The sequence below is a fragment of the Bacillus sp. K2I17 genome (assembly GCF_002209985.1).
GTDB classification, from domain to species: domain Bacteria; phylum Bacillota; class Bacilli; order Bacillales; family Bacillaceae_G; genus Bacillus_A; species Bacillus_A wiedmannii.
Map to the genome: position 1 here is coordinate 14,101 of NZ_NJGF01000016.1, position 20,757 is coordinate 34,857.

Consider the following 20,757-nt stretch of genomic DNA (forward strand, 5'->3'; position numbering starts at 1 on the left):
CTTAATGGAGTATTATCTTTATTTTGAGCATTTAATAAAATTCTCCAATTTATATTTTACTCTAATAGTCTATGAAATTTAATTAATTAAATGTAAAATTTATATAGTAAGTTATAAAAATTTACGAAGAACTTTAAATATATTATTCTACAATTAGGCCAAATTATAGAGTGCAAGTTCTACTAGGCTTAAAACTATTGAGAAACATGAGGAGAGGATTACATTGACTATTTATGAGCAATTTATAGAGGCTCTTAAAGAAAAGATAGGCGATACTGTAACATCTGCAGAGATAAAGGACAGATTAATAACAAAATTTAATACAAAACCGGGGAGTATTAATCCTGCTGATTATTGTTATAACCGTTATAACAAAGGGAGAGCTGTTAATAAAAATCTGTTTATATATATAAATAAAAAAACTTTTAGATATGTAGGTGAAAATTATCCTTATACAGGATTAGTTTTTCACAAACCTAAAGGGACAGATTGTGAATCTGTTGTAGGTGAGTGGGATAATGGGAAACTTCTTGTCTATGGGGATAAGGATAAAATAGGAATCTCACAAATTAAAAAGTTATATGAGGCATATTTTGAAATGAATGTTCTTGGTTGTAAGGCGACTGAATTAAGGCATCTTATAGGTCGTCTAGGTGAATCTTTTTGTGTTCTTTATACGAATGGTGAGCTATCCAAAGTGACGAATCAGCATGGATATGATGTCATTAAAGATGGACGAAGAATAAGTGTTAAAACAACTGCCCAAGAAAAAGGGTTTATCACGATCAATCAAAACACATTTGACCAATTTGATGACTTCTTTGTAGTTCAGTATAAAGATGATGAGTTGAAAGTATTATTTTATGGGCCAAAGGAAGAACTTTCGGCGCTTAGACCATATGGGAATAATTATGAGGTCGATATAAATTCTTTTCTTATAGTTTTTTAGCAGAAGCAAGCAGCTCCAACGATGATTAGTAAAATAAACAATACAACTAATAAAGTAAAACCTTCAGCAAAATCGCAACTACCACCAAATCCCATAATAGTTCCTCCTTTAATAAGAGGGAACAACAGGGGTATGCTCATGTAATTACATTCTAAAAAAAAACATATTTGGAGCCACTTGGCGTTCTTATCATTAATTTTAACTTTTTGTTCAGGAATACAAGCTCTAGCATTTTGGACAATCCGTTTAGATTTCGATATTTCTTGGTGGATTCCTAATTTATATTTATTAGTTTACCCATGCTTCTTTTTAAAAAGTGTTTGGAGAGAGTGTGGACGGTATGACAGTAGCATGAGAAAAGAAAGAAAAGAATTCATTTAATAAAAGAAAGACAGGGGCTTTAAGCACATTCGAATTCTAGATCAGTTTTTTCGCTAGCCTTACAGCAGAAGTTAAAACAGAAGCTAAACAATTTTTGAAATGAAAATAGCCGATGTTTCCTTAACATAGGAAACATCGGCTTGTATTATTTATATTGAGTTAGTTTACGTTTCTGGAATAATTGTAATAGCGACGGTCCGAACAGGAGCCTCTTTTTCGTCACCTTTACTTTGGGTATGGTAGTATTTATTCATTAATTCATTAAGTTCGTTTTGAAAGTTCATAAAGTGTTCTTCATCTAGCTTTAATTCCACTACAGAAAAAGTAGCATTATCTTCTTGACTGTTTTGTTCCTCTAATTTTTTAAGGTAACTTTGATATTGTGTCATAAGTGATAATTGGTAATAGGAAATGTAATTTAACTTTTCCTCATCACATAATCCTTTCCACTCACTTCCTTCAATTTTTGCATCTTCTTCATTGATTGCGTAATATTTTTCAGAAACAGATTTTACCTTTTTTTCGTTAATTACATGGACGATATCAGAATCAACCATAGTTTGTAGATGTCTATATAGAGTTGCTTGTGGTACATTTTTAATGATTTTTACCATTTCTAATGGTGTTAGTCCATCTTCTTTATTTCTCATTAATACTTGGCAAATTTTCATTCTTACTGGATGCATTAAGATTTCAACTTTATTACTCACTATATATCACCTTATTCATTATTTATTCTCATTATAAATAATGAGAATAATGTTTGCAATGCATCTGCTCTTGATTTATCATTATTATTATCAATAATGATAATGAGTTTAGGAAGGAATGATAAAAATGCAACTACATTATGGATGGAATGATCTTAAAGACATGGATATTATGGCGTTTCTCCCAATCATATTGCCAGTTATTGCAGTCGGGGTACTTTTAGTTTTCATTGCACTAATTGATTTATACCGACATAGAAAAACAAGAAAAAATGTACTTGTATGGGCGCTAATTATTCTTTTTGTTAACGTATTGGGACCTATTCTATACTTTGTTATAGGGAGAAAGGACAGTGAGAAATTATGAAATTAGAGATTAGAAATGTAACAAAATCATTTAAAGGGAAAATTGCTGTCAATACTTTCTCAATGGAACTGCAATCAGGGGAATGTGTAGGGTTAATCGGACCAAATGGAGCAGGGAAATCTACATTAATAAAAGTGATTTCGGATATTATTAATCCAGATGTGGGTGAAGTGTTATTGAATGGGATAAAAATATCAAAAATGAAAAGGGAAATTGGCTACTTACCGCAATACCCTAATTTTTTTCATTGGATGACAGCGCGAGAAACCCTTATGTTTATGGGGCAACTTTCAGGGATGAAAAAAGAAGCATTGTCAAAGTCGATACCAAAAATTTTGGAGAAAGTTGGATTAAGTGGGGAAGAAGATTCGAAGGTGAGTACCTTTTCTGGTGGAATGAAACAAAGACTCGGTATTGCACAAGCATTACTGCATAAACCGGCGCTTATTGTCATGGATGAGCCAGTATCCGCATTAGATCCAATAGGTAGAAGGGAAGTATTAAATCTCATTGAAGAAATAAAAAAAGATACGACTATTTTATTATCAACCCATATATTGAGTGATGCAGAAGAAATCTGTGAACGATTTGTCATGATTAAAGATGGAACAAAGATAGAAGATACAACAATTACTGAGCTTTTACACCGTAATAGCGAAAATAAATTAATCATTGAAATTACAGCTAAAGATCGAGAGTGGATTGACGTTGTAAAAAATTTGCCTTATGTGAAGGATGTAGAAGTGATTGGACTTAAAGTCAAAGTGAAGGTTGAAAGTATCAAAATAAATAAAAATATGTTACTGCAAAATGCACTCGAACATAAAGTGGACATCGTTAAGTTTGAAATAAACAACGATACTTTAGAAGAAATTTTCTTGAAATTGGTGGTGCAAAAATGAATAACTCAATGATATTGATAAAAAAAGAATGTGTTCAAATGTTACGTGATTTTAAGATCATTTGGCTACCAATTGTTTTTATATTTTTAGGGGCAACACAGCCAATAGTAACGCATTACTTACCATCCATTTTAGGAGCATTAGGTGGAGGGCAGGGAATTACCATCGATCCAAGTATGACATCACAAAAAGGAGGCGAAGTATTAGCGAGTACTTTGGGGTCTCAGTTTGATCAGCTCGGACTTATGATTCTAGTGATTTCTATGATGGGTGCTATTCAAACAGATAAAGCTAACGGTATGTTGGCCTTTATTTTAACGAGACCTGTTACGGTTACTTCATATATAGTGGGGAAAATAGTATCAAATTATGTAATAGTAGCGCTTAGTGTAATGATTGGATACTTTACCTCTTATCTATATACAAACTATCTTTTTACTGTTGTTCCGTTTTCGCACATGATTACTGGATTACTATTTTATTTAATTTGGGTTCTTTTTATCGTATCTTTCACAACAATGATAAGTGCTATTTTTCACAGTCAAGGTATTATTGCACTAATTTCAATTGTTGTTCTTTTAGCTTGTAGAATAATCGTCGGTTTGAGTCCAATAATAGATCAAGTTAATCCAGCCAGTATGAGTAAACACGCAATGGAAACGTTAGTCACAGGGGGAGTGAATGCAACTGCAATGGTCAATGTACTACTAACGATTATTTGGATCTTATTGACACTCTTCGTGACAAATTATTGGATTGCTAATAAAAAATTCACGTATGAATAAGAAAAGAATAATCGTGATGAGGGGATTTATTAAAATAAATACCCCAATAAGAAGAAGCTTCCACTACTGTGGAAGCTTCTCTAAATGATGTGCAATATCAATATACATATTTGAGTAGACTGAATGTATTTCATTACTTGGCGTAGCGTTAGAAGAGAAGTGGACAATGACCATATTTGCTTTCGGATCGATGTAAAGTGTTTGTCCGTAACTACCTAACACTTCAAAAGCACCTTGTTCATTGTGCGGAATCCACCATTGATTATGATAAGAAATGGAAGCTCCAGGGCCAACTGCAAGTTCACCTTCTTGGACATTTTTTATATCTTTAGTAATAGAAGAAGGGAGAATTTGTTTTCCATTATATTCCCCGTTGTTTAATAGTAATTGCCCGAATCTAGCCATATCTCTAGCAGTTGCATTTAAACCAGCGCTAGCTTGTTCAACTTTTGTTTCATCGGTGACATAATAAGCATTTTCTTCCATACCAATTTGAGACCATATGCGTTCGCTAACATTTTCAGCTAATGATTTACCCGTGATAGTTCGAATAACCCAAGCGAGTGTTTCGGCTGATCCGTTATCGTAAGAAAAATCGGAACCAGGCGTTGCAGTTTCTTCTGCTTCTCGTAACATATCATAAATTTTCATCGGACCGTCGTAGTTTTTACCTCTAGGTAAAATATTGCTCGCTAAATATAGTTGTGCATCTTGATTTTCTAACGCTGGATGTTCGTATCCGTGAGTAGGGTATTCTACAGAAACTTGCATGTCCATTAATTGCTGAAGTGTGGCATTACCGAACGGTGTATTTTTTAATTCTTTTATATATGCGTCAGCTGTTTTTTCTAAGTCAATACGATTTTCTTCAGCGAGAGATTGTATAATTGCACCGGTAAAAACCTTTGCTAATGACGCCATGCCATGAGGTTCACTCTCGTTATACCCGTTGAAATATCGTTCATAAACAAGTTGTCCATTGTGTACAACGACAAAAGCATCCGTTTTGTTATCGTCTAAAAGTTTTTTTAGAGGAGTTGTATTTCCAAATCTACGCTCCACAGCAAAATCGTCTAAGTTTTGTGATGCGGTAGAGAAGTGGGAAACGTGATCCGGGTTATTATTTACCTCGTTAATTAAAGTGAATTCTTTCATATGTGTGTACGACCAACGTAAGTAAGGATCATCTAACCAATTTTTTTTCGTCACGTTATTTTTTGATGGGATTGTTTTATTATGTTTGAAGTATGTAAAACCGAGCCCTGTAATTACAAATATGAATGTGATTATGAGTAAGAGTAGGGGAGATTTTTTAAGTTTCATATCGGTCCCTCCTTTTTTATTTCTATTATAAGTATACGCTTCTATTAAAAGAAATACAAAATAAGGAAAGTAAACGGGGAAGTTTACTTTCCTTATTCATGTTAAGCGGAAATTTTTCCATCTGTATGTTGTTTCTTGAATTTTTGTTTTCGTCCGTGTAATCCATAATATAGAAGTAAAGTGAAGGCAACGATAATAGCTGCGATAAAATACATATTATGGTAACTGGATTTCGCTGCGACGATACCTAAAATGAAAGAACCAAAGCCAATACCACTATCAAAGAATGAGAAGTAAGTAGCTGTCGCAGAACCACGTCGGTGGTTTGGAGCGGCAGAAATCGCAATCGTTTGGAAGCTAGGAATTAATGTCCCGTAGCCTAAACCGATTAGCATACCTGCGCCAAGGAACCAAAATGAAGTTTGTGCTTGGCTTAAAATAAACATCCCAATTGTGAAAATAATGATAGCAGGGTAAACAAGTACATTTTCACCGAAGCGATCAAAAATCTTTCCTGTAAATGGACGAGAAATTACAACAACAAGTGCGTATACAATAAAGAAGTAACTAGCAACTTCTCCTAAACCGATCTCTTTCGCATAAATAGGAATAAAGGATAAAATGCCACTATAAGAAAAGGCTAAAACAAATCCTGTCAGAGCGATCGGAATAGAGGATGGTTCAATTAAGTCCTTCCATTTCATTTTTTCTCGTTTTTGTTTGTTCACTGGTGCTTCATGCGGAATATTTACAAGTAGTCCTAATAAAAATGCAAGCAATGAAAATACGGAACAAACGATAAATAGTACAGTAAATGAAAAATGAGAAATAATTGTTAAACCTAAAAAAGGACCAATTACCATCGGCAGACTCATGAATACGCCGAAATAGGCAAGTGCTTCGCCTCGTCTATGAGCTGGCGCAACATCTGTGACAATCGTACCAGTTGCTGTCGTTGCCATACCGAACCCAATACCATGTAAGAAGCGAAGGGCAAGTAATAAAAATAAACTTTGCGCACCGAAATACATAACAGTAGCAGCTAAAAATAATGAAAGTGAAATAAATAATATTTTCTTTCTTCCTAAATCATCGAGCCATTTACCTGTAAATGGTCTACATAAAACAGATGAAATAAGAAAAACAGTTGCAACTAAACCAATTTCCTCAGGTTTTCCTTTTAGGCCGTCTATTACATAGACAGGCAGAGTAGTCATAAGCATGTAAAATGTTAAGAAGAGAAATAGACTACTAAAACAAGTTCCGAGGAAATCCTTCGTCCAAAGTTTCTCACTTTGCATCGTCATCCCTCCAATTTAATCTAAATTTTTAATAATTTGTTGTAACACTTCAAATGCTTGATGTAAATCATCTTCGTTAATATCTTCTAGTGTTTTTTCTTCGAAAGTATCAACTTCTTCTTGCCATACCGGAATCATTTTTATCGCTGTCTCTGATAAAGAAATGAGCTTCTCACGACGATCTTTTCCTTCTGTACGAATAATCCAGCCCATCGTTTCCATACGTGTTAACGTACGAGTCATCGTTGGTGATTCAACATTTAAGTACTGGCACAATTCTGTTTGCGTACAAGAACCGGTTTGATTAATGCGGAAAATAACAGCCCATTGCGCACTGAATAGCCCAGTTGGAGATACGCGTTCATTAAATTTCTTTGTGAATTTTCGAGAAGTCTGGCTGACAATGTGAAAAAAATGTTGTTTTTCGTCCATGTATTTTGATCCTTTCAAATTAGTTACCTAGCTAACTATATACTTTTTCATTATAATTGTCTAGTAATAGACATGTTGATTTATGTAAAAATTTCGTATAGGTTTTATGTTGCGAACGTATATTCTGCATGCTATTCTTTAAGTAAGTAAAGAATTTTCTTTCTATTAAAAAGAATGGGGGAACTTGTGATGATTAAGCCTGCAACAATGGAGTTTGTTTCACTATCGAACGGAGAAACGATTGCGTATCAGGAAGTTGGAAGGCAAAATGCAGAAATTCTTGTACTCATTCACGGAAACATGACATCGTCACAACATTGGGATTTAGTAATTGAAAAGCTGCAAGACCGATACCATATTTACGCTCTTGATTTAAGAGGATTTGGACAATCAACATATAATCAATCGATAGATTCATTACAAGACTTTGCAAGAGATGTAAAACTATTTATTGATCAATTAAAACTAGAGAAATTTTCATTAATGGGCTGGTCAATGGGTGGTGGTGTTGCGATGCAATTTACAGCGAATCATCCAACTTTTGTTGAAAAGTTAATTTTAGTAGAATCAGTAGGCATGAAGGGATATCCAATTTTTAAAAAAGATATTAACGGGCAACCGATCGTATCAAGTTTAGTAAAGACGAAAGAAGAAATCGCGCAAGATCCCGTACAAATTGCTCCAGTGCTAGATGCGATAAAAAATATGAATAAATTATATTACCGTACAGTATGGAATCTATTAATATATACACATAATCAACCGGAACCGGATCGTTACGAAAAGTATTTAGACGATATGTTAACGCAACGTAATTTCGTAGATGTGAATTATGCACTAATTACATTTAACATTTCGGATGAACATAACGGGGTTGTAGAGGGAAATAAGCAAATTCATCATATTAAAGCTCCAACACTCGTCATACAAGGTGACAGAGATTATGTCGTACCGCAAGTAGTCGGTGAGGAATTAGCAAAACATTTGCCGAATGCAGAGTTGAAAGTGTTAGAGGATTGCGGTCATTCGCCGTTTATTGATTGTTTAGATGTATTTATAAAACATGTAGAGGATTGGTTAGAAGAGAAATAATCCCCGAAATGATAAGTATTGCATATACTATAACATTGTAGGTAAAAGGGGAGATTATCCATGCATCAGCCGTTCTTAATTGCGCATTCGCCATATAATCATCACTTATATACAAAAATAATGATAGCTCCGATGTATATGCAAGTTTCACCAGCTGTAGTTCCTTTACAAATGCAATACCCGCAGCCACCAATTGCTCATGCACAGCAATACGTGTATGAAACTGCTTTTTATAAACATCCGTATTTCAAGCAATTCCATAACAATGTGAAAGCGCAAGTATGGGAAGGATAAGAAGCTAAAGGATTCATTCTTTTAGCTTCTTTTTTATTCATAATATTCGTACACGCATTTGGAGAAACAGTTTATAATGAAAAGTGGAAAGCGTGAGAAGGAGAGGGAAAAGGATGTCGATGCGTTTTACTTTTTGGATTATGGTTGGAATTGTAGCAATCTCGGGTTTGTCACAAGGGATGCTTTTACCGGCCATTGCAATGATTTTTGAACAAGAAGGGGTAAGTTCAAGTATTAACGGTATTCATGCGACGGCATTATACATTGGGATATTAGTTATTTCACCGTTTCTTGAAAAACCGATGCAAAAGTTTGGAATGAAGCCAATTATCGTTATTGGTGGGTTTCTCGTTATTATTTCATTATTCTTTTTTACACAAACTTTTTCATTTTGGGTATGGTTTATTCTTAGATTTCTAGTTGGAGTCGGAGATCATATGCTTCATGTCGGAACACAAACATGGATTACGACAACATCAGACCCGAGTAAAATAGGGAGACAAGTATCGATATACGGTGTATTCTTCGGAATTGGTTTTGCCGTTGGTCCGTATTTAGCAAGCACTGTGCAGTACGGTCTTGCAACGCCATTTATTATATCTACTATACTTTGCTTAATAGGTTGGCTATTATTACTTCCAACGAAAAATGCATTCCCGGCGCAAGATGAAAGAGAAGTGAAGAGTGAATCATCATTTTCTCGTTATAAACAAGTTGTTGGATTAGGGTGGATTGCATTACTAGGACCACTTGCATATGGCGTACTAGAAGCAATGTTAAATAGTAACTTACCAGTATACGCGCTTCGTAAAGGATGGTCTGTATCAGATGTATCCTTCTTATTACCAGCGTTCGCAGTTGGGGGCATTATTACACAAATTCCACTCGGTATATTAAGTGATAAATACGGAAGAGATCGTATTTTAACGTGGACGTTCAGCGTAAGTACGGGCATTTTCCTACTTGCAGCAGTATTTGATCACTATTACTGGATCGTCTTTGCCTGTATGCTGTTAGCGGGTATGGTCATTGGATCATGCTTCTCACTAGGTCTTGGATTTATGACAGATTTATTACCGAGACATTTACTACCAGCAGGTAATATATTATCTGGAATCGCCTTTAGTTTAGGAAGTATTATGGGACCTGTATTAGGAGGCGTATTTATAGAAAAAATACAGTATACAAGCTTTTTTATTGCGGTTATGATTATAATGGGAATTCTCGCAATGGTATATATGGTCTACATGAAGAATCAATTCGCATCAAGAAAAATAGAAAGTAGGTTAGGGCATGACAAAACAACCTAATAAAAAGAAATTTGAAGTACTCGAAAACGAAACAATTACAGACTGCTTAGCACGTATGGAACAAGAAGGCTATGCACCGTCTCGTCGTATGGAAGAACCAATCTTTCATGAAGTGAAGAAAAACGGCAAAACAGAAGTTGAACCGTGCGGTAGAAAGATTGTCTTTGAGGGGAAATTGAAGTAATACGTTATATAAAAAGAATTTGCTTTTGGGTACAAACAAGATAAAACATAAAGTCACATAAGAAAACGCTATTGATTCCAATATCAATAGCGTTTTTATTTTTAACAAATATATAGATCAAAATGAATTTCTGCTTGAATGGAACTAACAAAATCAATAATGTTTTTTTGTAAATACATCGCGGGTGATTCGTTATTCTCCACTTGCATTACTACCATAAAAAGAAACTCTAAACTATACTTCTTCTTGAGATGTTTTAATTGCTCTGTTTTTCCTTCAAGGGATTTTAGAATAACTTGCAACTGATTATTTATATCGTATGATTCTTGATAGCCGGTGCTGAAAGTCCAATTAGTTTCTTTTCTATATAGGGTTTTGGTGGATACAAGATTCGGATTATCACGTTTTGCAACAACATCACCTTTTTTATAAGTTCTTGTAGGCTCGATACTTAGGGCGTCGGTAATTGCTTCAACAGGGAATATATTACCCGTTGCACTAAAATAAGCCATAACTTTTGTTTTATCCAGAATGGCTCCTCCTCTATTATTAAGATGTTAATCTTATTACATTATAAAAATTTATGAATGTAAATAGAATTTTTATCCTGCTATTTGTGGGCAGCAAAGCTTCTAATGGGAGAAAAGTAGGTGAGAGCCAATTTTTCATAAAAGCTCACTAGTTCCATTGTATTGAATTCCGGCGTTGAGGCATTAGTTAAAGATGGATACCTATACATTTGTAGGACAGAACAATTATACAAAAGTAGGATGCTTAAAAATATAAATATTTGTATGATAAAAACAAAATATATTTTAAAAATCAGAATGTAGAGGAGAGGGAAATATATAATGATACAAAGCATATATGAAACTCATTTACATGTAAGAAATTTAGAAAAGGCGATAGATTTCTATCAAAATAAGTTAGGCTTAACAGTAGCAAAAAAACTATCGAAAAGACGAGTTGCGTTCTTTTGGATAGGCGAAAATAAAGAGCAAATGCTCGGATTATGGGAAGTACATACGAATGAAGAGTTTGAGACGAAACACTTCGCTTTTCGTGTAGATTTAGAGTTTTTAAAGATTTCTAAATTATGGCTAGAGAAGCGTGGAATAGAGGTAGTAGGGAGTCAAGGGAAAGGAAATCGAGAACCAATTGTCCAAAGGTGGATGCCAGCTGCAAGTGTATATTTTCTAGATTGTGATGGAAATAAATTAGAGTTTATTTCTATGTTACATGATGATCCAGATGAATTAGAATATGCAACGTATTTAAGTGAATGGGATGCGGAGCATCAAGAAAAATAAAGTTTAAACAGTAGGAGTTATATAGTTTTGGATTATATTAAATAGATAGAGACAAATAAAATCCCTCAAGAAAAAGCACGTTCTTGAAGGATTTTTTATGCTTTATATATTTTATATTGCTTGTAACTTATTAATTGAATTTATTTTTAGATATTTCAGCGCGTTGAATATAACCATCAGAGAAGCTGAAATAAAGAGAATAGCTTCCTCGATTATATATAAAGCCTTCACTAGTCATATCCTCTCCGATTCCATCTGGCTCACCAAACCACTCTTTTAATTCATTAATAGTGATATCCATTTTCACTGAAATATATCTAGCGTCCGAAGGGTACATGTCAATATTATAATCGCCGTATACCGCTATATTAGGTGCATCACATTCTGTACATGATGCTTGCTTCCAAACATCAGGCGCTCCAAATTCTTTTTTCACTTCAGATATATCTTTACCTAGTGCATCTAATTTAAATGGACCAAACGTCCCATTCTGTAAAGCTGTTGTTAACATTTGTTTCATTTCTTCTTTTGTATTGATGTTGAAATTATAAGATCGGTTCTTGGCTATTGCATTATAGAAAAATTGTGCATATTGCTCACGCTTCACAATCATGTTGCCATTAAAATTACCTGATTCGTCACCTTGTGCTATACGGTTACTACGCACTGCATTTACAGATTCATAGGCCCAATGACCTTTTGGTACATCTTTAAAGCTCCCTTGTCCTTTTGATTCTAAATGAAATGCTTTTTGTAACACTACTGCCATTTCATATCGAGTTAATACATCATCTGGACGAAATGTACCTGATCCATCACCTGTCATAATTCCAGCTTGCGCAATGGCTTTAATATCCTTTTCAAACATATGATTTGTAATGTCACTAAACATATTCGCCTGTTTATCATCTGCTATTAAACCTAAATGTCGATTGACTAAAGAAGCTACCTGTCCTCTAGTAACATTGTCCCCAAAACCAAATTTCCCATTTCCGTATCCTTTATAAATTCCTGCTGACGCTAAGTAATCGATAGCATCTTTTGACCAGTGGTCCTTTGGTACATCTGTAAATACAACGTTCGCATTGCTAGCTACCTTATAGCTATTTTCATTACCGTTTGTTTTCGTAGTTGTTTCTGCATTTACTGTACCTACCATCGTTGTAGTTGCTAATGCTGCAGTGATTATGAAACCGAAAAATTTTTTAGCTTTGCTTGTTTTCTTGCCCATTTGCGCAAGCCTCCCCAGTTTAATTTAACTTTATTAAATATACGTATTACACATTTAATATAACTAAATGCATGCATCGTAATTATAACATGTAAATTATAATTATTTGTCATTTATTTCCGCAATATGGATAAATTTTTGATAATATAACTGAAAATGTAATATTTGGATAATGGATATTCAGCTCTATTTAATAATGGTATATACAGTAAAACATTCTGCTTTCCAATCTGTAATAGAAAACAGAACGTATATTTGGTATAATCGAAACATACTATATGAAACGATGTACATGAGTTTGACATTTACGTAATAAGGTAAGTACTACATAATAATAACTACGCTATAGAATTCAGTTCATGTTATACAAATCAATCGTTAGAAAGGAAAAGAAGTAATGAATCAAATTTCATTTGAAGATTTATTTGAAGAAGAAAACAAACCAGAAAAGGTGGAGGTAGCTGATATACCAGTACCTTTATCGCCATTGCAAAAAGATATATTGGAATTAGTGGATTCTGAAGAAATAAGTACACTTGAGCTATGTGAACAATTAATACGATCCGGCAAAATATCAGATGAAAGATTCACAACGAATAAGCCGAAAGCATATGGACAAGTATGCTTAGTATTAGAAGATTTTGTTAAAGAAGGAAAGCTTATTTTTGTCAAAAGCGATGAGAAAAGAGATAGGGTTTATAAGTTAAAAGAAGAAGTTTCTAACATATAAGTTGTCCAGAGGTAAATGAATGTTTTCTAAGAAGAGAGTTCAGTAGTCAAAGAAAAAGGTGGTATCAATCAAGAAAGATTGATACCACCTTTTTCTTTTTTAACATCTTACATACTTACGTTTGAAACCAAGTCTGCCTCTATCAAGTTCTTTCTGAATACTTTCGGAAGCATTTAGCAAACTGCTTTTTTTATTATCACGTTTTACTTCAACTATACCAACTTCTTTTGCAATCTCGACTGCCTTTTCGTGTAGTGGCACATATGAAATTGCTACAGTGTTTAGAAAATTATTCATAGCGGATTTTGTTCGTTCTGGTGAATCATGGATCGTATTTTTTACCATTTCAAGCATAGTGGAAATTTTGCTTTCAGAAAACTCATTGTCTTTGCGATTTCCTAAAAGCCAGCAGTAGCAACTCCAGCCCGCTGACATTCGTAGCTCGTCTCCACTTGCAATCCATTTATCAGCAACATCTTGTGCAATATTTGATTCTGATAAAGTTACTGCCACCACATAATCGGACAACATATAAAAATATGCTCCGTCTATCCAGCGATCAAAATCAGACTCACTCATAGCTTTCGGGTCTGCAATAATGCCTGCAAAATACATAGCATCGTAGTTGCCTGTCGCATACAGTTCTTCAGCTAACTCTTGGTTTAATTTTATTTTTTTAGCGATTGGTTTCATAGCGCCTGTAGCTACGCCGAAAACTGGCTCGTGCGCACCGTTAGATATGTATATTTTTTTCGTTCTTTCCTTACCGAGGGATTCAAGCTCTTGCATAACTGTTTTTAAATCCATAGCTGTGCACTTCCTTCCTTCATATAAAAATCATTTTAATTGCGATCATCTAGTTTAAATTTTTTATCATGTCTTCCATACTTCCTAATTTTAAATCTTATGTGAGTAGGATGTCTACTTTCTGTAATTTATCGATAATTCAGTTATTGATTTTGAAATTCTAGCTATCTATAATTGTAAGGGTACTATATGAAAGTAGACGGGAAGGAAATACAGAAGTATAGCTTTTTACATAGATTGTTGGGATGAAAATAATATTTTACCTTTGGCTCTTTCTCGGTATTATCATGTTATTATTTGGAAAGGGGATAAATGGAATTTAAAGTTAAACATGTGAGGTTGGTTATAAGTGATAAAAAAATTTACTAGAGTAGTATTAACTGCAATTATGCCAATTGGTATGATTGCGGGTTGTGGAAATACTGAAAAAACTGAAGCAAAAGAGCCGAAAGCGGTACAATCGGAGAAAAAGGATTATACGGATTACTCGTATGGAAGCAAAGGTATAGTAGTAAGCGGCAAAGCGAAAGAACGTCAACAATACGAGGTTGGATATATGGATGACAATAAGTTAATTGGAATTGATGAAAATATTGAGGATTGTATTATTTTAGATAATAAAGATGAAGCAGGTCTCGTTTGGAAACAAATAGAGCGTGGGTCTATTATTGAAGTGCAATATGGTAAAGACCGCAATGATATTGTAGGCGTACAATTAGTAGGAGATCGTGAGCCATACGAAATTAGTGATAAGTTTGATCGGAATACGATAAACGAGATTGTCGAAAACGTTAAAGGGAATTTGTAATAGATGTACTTCGCTAGTATAGGATTTATTATTATAAAATGATGAATCGCATATGTGAAAATTTAGAATCAACGGCATTTTTTATATGAAAATGCCGTTGATTTGTGTTAAAAAGTAAATGCTATTCTATAGTCTTGTAGAAAAACACGTATGAAACATAAATGAATTATTCTTCTTTTAGCTGTTATGATCGCCGTAAGGTTATTATCCAAAATAAAAGAGCACAAGCACTAACAGATACACCTAATATGCATACTCCATCCCAACCATATTTTGCATACGTATTTGTTGAAAGCATTGCACCTGTTGCACTACCGATAGAGTAAAAAATCATGTAACTGGCAGTGAGTCGACTTCTCGCTTCAGGACGCACTGTGAAAAGCATACTTTGATTGGTGACATGTACAGCTTGCACCGCTAAATCTAAAAGGATAATTCCGAAAATTAGTAATAATAGAGAATGGTTAATAGATTTAATTAGGAGCCATGAAAGTACTAATAATGATAAGGCTATGCCAGTTGTTCTTTGTCCGAATCCTTTATCAGCTAATTGTCCAGCTTTAGTAGCAGCTAATGCACCTGCAACTCCAGCAAGGCCGAATGCGCCAATAGCTGTATGAGATAGATTATGTGGTGTAGCACTTAGAGGTAATACTAAAGAAGTCCATAAAATACTGAATGAAGTAAAAATGAGAAATGCTAGTATTCCGCGAACGCGTAAAAGTCGTTCTTCTACAAATAATAAGAGAACAGAGTGTATTAATTTTCGGTAAGACATAGTTGTCACTTTTTTAAGTTCAAGAGTTGGTAAGTTCCGGTGTAACAAAACAGTTACGAAGAGTAAAAGAATAGCGGAGGTGAGATAAACGGATCGCCATCCAGCTAAATCTGTTAATGTGCCTGCAAATGTACGAGCAAGGAGAATACCTATTACAACGCCACTTGTAACGAAACCTACTATGCGTCCACGTTCTGCTGGATTAGCTAAAATTGATGCATATGCGACGAGTGTTTGCGTAACCGTTGCAAGAATACCTACTAAGGCCATACCTATAAAAAGTACGGTGCTTGAGGAAGCGCACCCGATTATAATTAAAGCGAAAACAGATAAAAGCATTTGGAGAATTATTATTTTCTTTTGGTTTAATAAATCACCAAGTGGAACTAATAAAAGTAAACCGAGTGCATAACAAACTTGAGTAATAGTAATCACAATACCGATAGTTGAATGACTAATCTTAAATTCATTTGACAATGAATCAAGTAGTGGATGAGCAAAGTATATGTTTGCTACAGCCATCCCACAAGCGATTGCGAATAATAGAGTCATATAGCGAGACATGGTTGCATGAACAGGTGAATGTATCTGAGTGTGAGTATGTTTTAGAATGGGCATCATTTTTTCTTTACTATTCATAAAAACAGCTCCTTTTTGCATTACTTACAAATAATGTACCGAACGGTATGTTATTTGTAAGTAAAATATAATCTCGAAGAAACATATATGTCAAGTTTATTTTGAGTTAATTATAATTTTTTTGACATGTCGTTTATAATCTAATACGATATATAACATACTGATTGGTACATAAATGACGATGTGTAATCTTAATAACTAGATATAGAAAGGATATGGTTTTAAATGGCACGACTACGCGAATTTGATGAAGAAAAAGCTTTGGATGCTGCTATGCAACTTTTTTGGGAGAAGGGATACGCAGCTACTTCATTAAGCGATTTAACTGCAAAAATGGAAATACAAAAGCCGAGTTTATATTCAGCCTTTGGTGATAAAGAGGGTTTATTTGAAGCGGCATTAAGGAGATACACAAATTTACATGCGGCTAATATACGAACAAAACTTCAAAACGAACAATCTGTAAAAGGAGCAATTCGGACGTTTTTTGAAAATATGGTGGAAGAGGAATATAAAAAAGAGTTCAGTAAAGGTTGTTTTTGTATTAACACAATGGTTGAACTTGCTCCTCATAATGAAAAATTTGAAGTACTGACTAGAGAACATCAAATGTATCTTGCAGTTATTTTTCAAGAATTAATTACGAAGGGAATACGATCAGGTGAACTGCAAAGTGATTTGAACGCTAAAGCATTAGCGCAAACATTAGTCACGTCCTTAATTGGATTAACAGTGTTAATGAAATCACGTCCAGAACGTTCCGTTATAGAAAATTCGATATCGATAATAGTATCGTTAGTAAAATGATCTTTGGGTGAGGTGTTAATCAGCAAATTAGATATTAAGAAAGTCGATTCCTTATTAAAATAAGAAATCGACTTATTATAATTATTTATTTTGTAAGTTGTCTTTCCAAAAATTATAGCTATTATCAATAACGTTTTTTAATTTGAAATAGTTTTCCCAAGTATCTTGCACATGGTAGAGAGTTTCGCCTTCGTCTATAAAAACATCACTGTAATCATTTATATATTTCCAGTCCTCGTCATGGTTAAAGTAGTACTTTGCGAATTGGTTGCCCTCATCATTTAACATGTCGTCTGCTAAAACGCCATCCCAGTTCATATAAATTTCTGTGCCAGTCATTTGTTTAAGTTTAAACTGATTAATTTCGTCTTGAGACTCTTCTTCAAATTCTTCACTAAATAAATTATGTTCAAGTATCCATCCTAAAAACATACCAGTATGTACAAAAGCTTGATCAATTGGTAAGTCCTCAGGGAAATCACCTTGATAATGGTACTTCGCTTTATCATAAACGATCGTATTTAACAATTAGGTCATCCCCTTTAATGTATAATCTAATAAACTTGTATGGTTTGTTTTAATATTTCAACTATGTTTTCAAGCCATTCTACCGGTGTGATTTCTAGCCCTTCAAAATATATCCCATCTGCTGAATATCGAATGTACGCTTGTTTTTCTTCAATGCTATAATCATTTTTTAGAAATTTAGATAGAAAAACAATAGAGTCTTGTAAATATTCCTTGTGTGCCTCTTCTAATAATTCTTTAAGTGCTTCTTCGTAGAAAGTATCTTGATGGAAAGTGCCAGCTAGAAATTGGAAAACTTCATCATCTTCCATATTTTCTATTCGTAGCATACTCATACTCATCCTCCTTGTTTCGTATGTAGTGATATTTCACAATTAATTAATCTAGAATAATTAATTGTGAAAATAAACTTTCTATGTCTTTAGCATCTTTCTTGAAAAATTTAAGTATGCGTGCCATAACGTAGTAATTTTCCCCGCCACGCTCTGATACTAGAACATTCTTTTCGTTTTCTTTTGTCACTTCATTTTCTAATACAGAGTAGATGTGTTTGAAATCGCCTTTTTCAAATACTACACAACATGTTAATAATGCTATGCTGTAGTAATAGCCAATAACATCATACATAGCAAATTGATTGTTTGGCATTAAATCTAATTGGTAAGAGTGTACTGTATTGGCAACGAGTCTAGTTATTCCTTCAGATTCAATAAAAGGTTTCATACGTAAGCAGTGATTTTTATTTAGTGGTGCATGAGCAAAAGATTTTAACTTATTAACTAGTTTCTTTACAATTTTTTGGTCTTCTTCATTTAATGTATCAATATTAGTGAGTAAAATATGAGCAATTTCTTCCATATAAAAACTCCTTTCAATGTAAAAAGATGACAACTATATTATAACGAAAAATTGAAAAGCTTAGTATTTTCAAATAGGGAAATTACATTAAATCAGGATCTAATTAATAGATACATAGTATTTATGAAAAAACGTAAAGGTCCTTCTTGGTGAAGAAAATCAGTAAAAGGTATCCTAATCTATTTTTTGAGAAGTAGTAGTGTGTAAGGGGATAAGTGTTTTTGACGGCAATTGCAATTGGTTATAAAATAATGTCTGTTAAGGGATTTTATAGAAACTATCATTCACCTGCTGGGGATAAAATGAAAGCATGTATAAAAGGATGAATATACATAGGTGATGAAAAAGTTTTGTTACAAGTACATAGTAGATTCATAGTCTTTCACGAGTGAGAATAGAAAGGGAGGTTGAGGTATTTACACGAACAATGTAGATATCGATTACAGCAATGAATAAAATTATAAAAAAAAGAGTAATTGCACTATCAACAAGTTTAGTAATGTTAGGGAGTGCACCTTTAGCGATATCAGCAGAAGAGAGCAAAAACCTTCAAACGGATCAACTTCGTATCGCACAAGGGGAAGGTGGAACGAGCGGATTAAGTTATTCGAATTTCAATCTAGAAACTCCTGATCACATGCAAATTAACGAAGCAGAAGTATCAGAAAACGAGAAAATACTTCTAGAAGAATATAAGCATAAACATGATGAAACAGAAGAACTAAATAAAATGAAGGAAGCTAAAAAAGGTCAAGTAGCAGAAGATGAAGCTATTTCAAACATTGAAAAGGCATTTGAACATGTAGACGGTAAAAATGATGGCTCTACTCGTGAAATGAAGCCGGTTGAAAAGCCAAGAGCCATTCAGTATAGTGCATCGATGACTACAAAGAAATATGGAACACTTGCAGGTACTCCATTTGTAGAGTGGATTGTTCCAGCAGGAAACCCTGATATTCGCCCTGCTAATCCGATGAAAGCACGCTACATTACAATTCATGAGACTGCAAACACAGCCCGTGGTGCGAATGCTGAAAATCATGCGAAATATTTGTATAAACAAGCAACGGAAGGTACGTTCCGAACAGCTTCATGGCATTTTACTGTAGACGACAAACAAATTTATCAGCACTTACCAACAAATGAAAATGGATGGCATGCAGGAGATGGCGATGGCTCAGGAAATAGAGAGTCTATCGGTATCGAAATTTCAGTTAACCAAGATGGAGATTACAATAAAGCATTAGAGAATGCAAAGAGACTTGCAGGTTATTTAATGAACAAAGAAGGTATTAGTGCGGATCACATTTACAGGCATCAACAATGGAGCGGAAAAAACTGTCCTGATATTTTAATTTCTCGTGGGAATTGGACTGGCTTCGTACAAGGTATTCAATGGTATGCAAATGTTAATGCGCAAATTGACTCGCCTTTACAAGAAAGAGATGAGCTATTTGATTCAAATGAATATAATCCAGCTGAACCTAATATGGAGCTTGTAGTGAATGGTGACGGTATAAACGTACGTAGTGGCGTAGGACTTGAGCATCATATTGTTCGTAAAGCTTCAAACGGAGATCGTTACAAAGTGTTAGCAGTTAAAAATGGTTGGTATAAAATAGGTAATGATGAGTGGATTTTCTATAACCCAAGTTGGATTAAGATAAACTATAATGTGCCAAATAAAGAAGTGCAAAAACCAAAAGATGATATTACAGGTGGATGGTTTGAAGGGCATATTCGTAAGCTGAACAGCCTAGGAATTATGCACGGTGAAGGAAATGGTGTATTTGCGCCTTATCGTAATGTAACGAGAGCTGAGTTTGCGACATTAATCTCAAATGCTCTAAAGCTACCAGAAGGAAATAAGTCATTTGTAGATATTAACAAAGCGCATCCATCACTTCATAGCGGTATTAAACGTAGTGCAAGTGCAGGAATTATTAACGGTCGTGGCGGAGGGATTTTTGATCCTAACGCATCTATCACACGTGAAGAAGCATCTATCATGATTGACAACGCATTACAGTATAAAGGTGTTACAGGTAAATTAGTCGTATTACCATTTACAGATCAACATTTGATTACATACAAACAGCCAGTTCAGCGGTTATATAGCTTAAAGGTAGTTACAGGTGTTGGAAATAATGAGTTTAATCCTAAAGGGACAACAACTCGTGGTGAAGCAGCTGCCTTTTTAGTGAAGATGTTAGACTCTATGCAGAAATAAA

At 34.2% G+C, this 20,757-nt stretch carries 25 protein-coding genes and 1 pseudogene; 14 read left to right on the forward strand and 12 right to left on the reverse strand.

The window, feature by feature from the left end; translation table 11 throughout:
• Positions 1-223: 223 nt before the first annotated feature.
• Positions 224-949 (forward strand): DUF7225 domain-containing protein, encoded by a 726-nt coding sequence (locus CER22_RS18335; RefSeq protein ID WP_088609317.1) that lies wholly within the window; start codon positions 224-226, stop codon positions 947-949.
• Here CER22_RS18335 and CER22_RS18340 read toward each other — a convergent pair.
• Positions 946-1,044, reverse strand: coding sequence for a YjcZ family sporulation protein (locus CER22_RS18340; protein WP_088064019.1), 99 nt, complete (start codon positions 1,042-1,044; stop codon positions 946-948). The two genes, CER22_RS18335 and CER22_RS18340, sit on opposite strands and share 4 nt — an antisense overlap.
• 49 nt (positions 1,045-1,093) lie before the next feature.
• Between CER22_RS18340 and CER22_RS18345 the strand changes: the two are divergent.
• Positions 1,094-1,330: pseudogene (locus tag CER22_RS18345) on the forward strand (DUF5360 family protein); the annotation flags it as partial.
• 164 nt (positions 1,331-1,494) lie between these two features.
• On the opposite strand, the gene CER22_RS18350 reads toward CER22_RS18345, so the two are convergent.
• A complete protein-coding gene (locus CER22_RS18350) occupies positions 1,495-2,040 on the reverse strand; it encodes a transcriptional regulator (protein ID WP_088064018.1) in 546 nt (181 codons plus the stop codon).
• Between the two features lie 127 nt (positions 2,041-2,167).
• Here CER22_RS18350 and CER22_RS18355 point away from each other — a divergent pair, with 127 nt between their 5' ends.
• The 3 genes from CER22_RS18355 to CER22_RS18365 are packed head-to-tail and all read left to right on the forward strand — an operon-like array spanning position 2,168 to position 4,094.
• Positions 2,168-2,407, forward strand: a complete 240-nt coding sequence (locus CER22_RS18355) for a PLD nuclease N-terminal domain-containing protein (RefSeq protein ID WP_087984180.1) — start codon at positions 2,168-2,170, stop codon at positions 2,405-2,407.
• A complete protein-coding gene (locus tag CER22_RS18360) occupies positions 2,404-3,309 on the forward strand; it encodes an ABC transporter ATP-binding protein (protein ID WP_088064017.1) in 906 nt (301 codons plus the stop codon). The genes CER22_RS18355 and CER22_RS18360 overlap by 4 nt, the downstream gene beginning before the upstream one ends.
• The gene (locus CER22_RS18365; RefSeq protein ID WP_088064016.1) at positions 3,306-4,094 is read left to right on the forward strand and encodes an ABC transporter permease subunit; all 789 of its coding nucleotides are present in this window, start codon (positions 3,306-3,308) and stop codon (positions 4,092-4,094) included. Before CER22_RS18360 ends, CER22_RS18365 begins: the two co-directional genes overlap by 4 nt.
• A gap of 63 nt (positions 4,095-4,157) precedes the next feature.
• Here the strand turns inward: CER22_RS18365 and CER22_RS18370 are convergent, their stop codons facing one another.
• The 3 genes from CER22_RS18370 to CER22_RS18380 form a co-directional block, all read right to left on the reverse strand.
• Positions 4,158-5,417 carry a serine hydrolase domain-containing protein gene (locus CER22_RS18370; RefSeq protein WP_088064015.1) on the reverse strand — a complete coding sequence of 420 codons (1,260 nt, stop codon included), beginning with the start codon at positions 5,415-5,417 and terminating at the stop codon, positions 4,158-4,160.
• 101 nt (positions 5,418-5,518) lie between these two features.
• Positions 5,519-6,718 carry an MFS transporter gene (locus tag CER22_RS18375; RefSeq protein WP_001190325.1) on the reverse strand — a complete coding sequence of 400 codons (1,200 nt, stop codon included), beginning with the start codon at positions 6,716-6,718 and terminating at the stop codon, positions 5,519-5,521.
• A 15-nt stretch (positions 6,719-6,733) separates the two neighbouring features.
• On the reverse strand, positions 6,734-7,150 hold the full coding sequence (locus CER22_RS18380; protein WP_046954781.1) for a MarR family winged helix-turn-helix transcriptional regulator: 417 nt from the start codon (positions 7,148-7,150) through the stop codon (positions 6,734-6,736).
• Positions 7,151-7,324: 174 nt separating this feature from the next.
• Between CER22_RS18380 and phaZ the strand changes: the two genes are divergently transcribed.
• The 4 genes from phaZ (at position 7,325) to CER22_RS18400 (ending at position 10,030) form a co-directional block, all read left to right on the forward strand.
• Positions 7,325-8,242, forward strand: coding sequence for an intracellular short-chain-length polyhydroxyalkanoate depolymerase (gene phaZ, locus CER22_RS18385; protein WP_142291779.1), 918 nt, complete (start codon positions 7,325-7,327; stop codon positions 8,240-8,242).
• Between the two features lie 60 nt (positions 8,243-8,302).
• Complete coding sequence (locus tag CER22_RS18390; RefSeq protein ID WP_088064013.1) at positions 8,303-8,536, forward strand: hypothetical protein; 234 nt, start codon at positions 8,303-8,305, stop codon at positions 8,534-8,536.
• 113 nt (positions 8,537-8,649) lie between these two features.
• Entirely contained in the window at positions 8,650-9,846 is a 1,197-nt protein-coding gene (locus tag CER22_RS18395) for an MFS transporter (protein ID WP_088064012.1), read from the forward strand.
• Positions 9,830-10,030, forward strand: a complete 201-nt coding sequence (locus CER22_RS18400) for an NETI motif-containing protein (RefSeq protein WP_000166305.1) — start codon at positions 9,830-9,832, stop codon at positions 10,028-10,030. Before CER22_RS18395 ends, CER22_RS18400 begins: the two co-directional genes overlap by 17 nt.
• Before the next feature lie 101 nt (positions 10,031-10,131).
• On the opposite strand, the gene CER22_RS18405 is transcribed toward CER22_RS18400, so the two are convergent.
• Positions 10,132-10,542 carry a DUF4279 domain-containing protein gene (locus tag CER22_RS18405; RefSeq protein ID WP_088064011.1) on the reverse strand — a complete coding sequence of 137 codons (411 nt, stop codon included), beginning with the start codon at positions 10,540-10,542 and terminating at the stop codon, positions 10,132-10,134.
• Between the two features lie 339 nt (positions 10,543-10,881).
• On the opposite strand from CER22_RS18405, the gene CER22_RS18410 reads away from it, so the two are divergent.
• On the forward strand, positions 10,882-11,340 hold the full coding sequence (locus tag CER22_RS18410; RefSeq protein WP_088609318.1) for a VOC family protein: 459 nt from the start codon (positions 10,882-10,884) through the stop codon (positions 11,338-11,340).
• Positions 11,341-11,470: 130 nt separating this feature from the next.
• Here CER22_RS18410 and CER22_RS18415 read toward each other — a convergent pair whose 3' ends face one another.
• The gene (locus CER22_RS18415; RefSeq protein WP_088064010.1) at positions 11,471-12,571 is read right to left on the reverse strand and encodes an S-layer homology domain-containing protein; all 1,101 of its coding nucleotides are present in this window, start codon (positions 12,569-12,571) and stop codon (positions 11,471-11,473) included.
• A gap of 397 nt (positions 12,572-12,968) precedes the next feature.
• Here CER22_RS18415 and CER22_RS18420 point away from each other — a divergent pair, with 397 nt between their 5' ends.
• Positions 12,969-13,301: a DUF3895 domain-containing protein gene (locus tag CER22_RS18420; protein ID WP_087984191.1), complete on the forward strand. Its 333-nt coding sequence runs from the start codon at positions 12,969-12,971 to the stop codon at positions 13,299-13,301.
• A 99-nt stretch (positions 13,302-13,400) separates the two neighbouring features.
• Here CER22_RS18420 and CER22_RS18425 read toward each other — a convergent pair whose 3' ends face one another.
• Positions 13,401-14,108: a DNA alkylation repair protein gene (locus tag CER22_RS18425; protein ID WP_088064009.1), complete on the reverse strand. Its 708-nt coding sequence runs from the start codon at positions 14,106-14,108 to the stop codon at positions 13,401-13,403.
• Between the two features lie 349 nt (positions 14,109-14,457).
• Here CER22_RS18425 and CER22_RS18430 point away from each other — a divergent pair, with 349 nt between their 5' ends.
• Complete coding sequence (locus tag CER22_RS18430; protein WP_088609319.1) at positions 14,458-14,916, forward strand: hypothetical protein; 459 nt, start codon at positions 14,458-14,460, stop codon at positions 14,914-14,916.
• Between the two features lie 184 nt (positions 14,917-15,100).
• On the opposite strand, the gene CER22_RS18435 is transcribed toward CER22_RS18430, so the two are convergent.
• Entirely contained in the window at positions 15,101-16,333 is a 1,233-nt protein-coding gene (locus tag CER22_RS18435) for an MFS transporter (protein WP_088609320.1), read from the reverse strand.
• Positions 16,334-16,558: 225 nt separating this feature from the next.
• Here CER22_RS18435 and CER22_RS18440 point away from each other — a divergent pair, with 225 nt between their 5' ends.
• Positions 16,559-17,140: a TetR/AcrR family transcriptional regulator gene (locus CER22_RS18440; protein ID WP_088064006.1), complete on the forward strand. Its 582-nt coding sequence runs from the start codon at positions 16,559-16,561 to the stop codon at positions 17,138-17,140.
• Positions 17,141-17,221: 81 nt separating this feature from the next.
• On the opposite strand, the gene CER22_RS18445 is transcribed toward CER22_RS18440, so the two are convergent.
• Genes CER22_RS18445 through CER22_RS18455 form a run of 3 tightly spaced genes read right to left on the reverse strand, consistent with a single transcriptional unit; the run spans position 17,222 to position 18,526 of the window.
• Entirely contained in the window at positions 17,222-17,668 is a 447-nt protein-coding gene (locus CER22_RS18445; RefSeq protein ID WP_063220963.1) for a DUF7832 domain-containing protein, read from the reverse strand.
• 26 nt (positions 17,669-17,694) lie between these two features.
• The gene (locus CER22_RS18450; RefSeq protein ID WP_088064482.1) at positions 17,695-17,997 is read right to left on the reverse strand and encodes a contact-dependent growth inhibition system immunity protein; all 303 of its coding nucleotides are present in this window, start codon (positions 17,995-17,997) and stop codon (positions 17,695-17,697) included.
• 49 nt (positions 17,998-18,046) lie between these two features.
• Positions 18,047-18,526, reverse strand: coding sequence for a hypothetical protein (locus CER22_RS18455; RefSeq protein WP_063220964.1), 480 nt, complete (start codon positions 18,524-18,526; stop codon positions 18,047-18,049).
• A gap of 448 nt (positions 18,527-18,974) precedes the next feature.
• On the opposite strand from CER22_RS18455, the gene CER22_RS18460 reads away from it, so the two are divergent.
• Positions 18,975-20,756: an S-layer homology domain-containing protein gene (locus CER22_RS18460; protein WP_088064005.1), complete on the forward strand. Its 1,782-nt coding sequence runs from the start codon at positions 18,975-18,977 to the stop codon at positions 20,754-20,756.
• The last annotated feature ends 1 nt before the right edge of the window (position 20,757 follow it).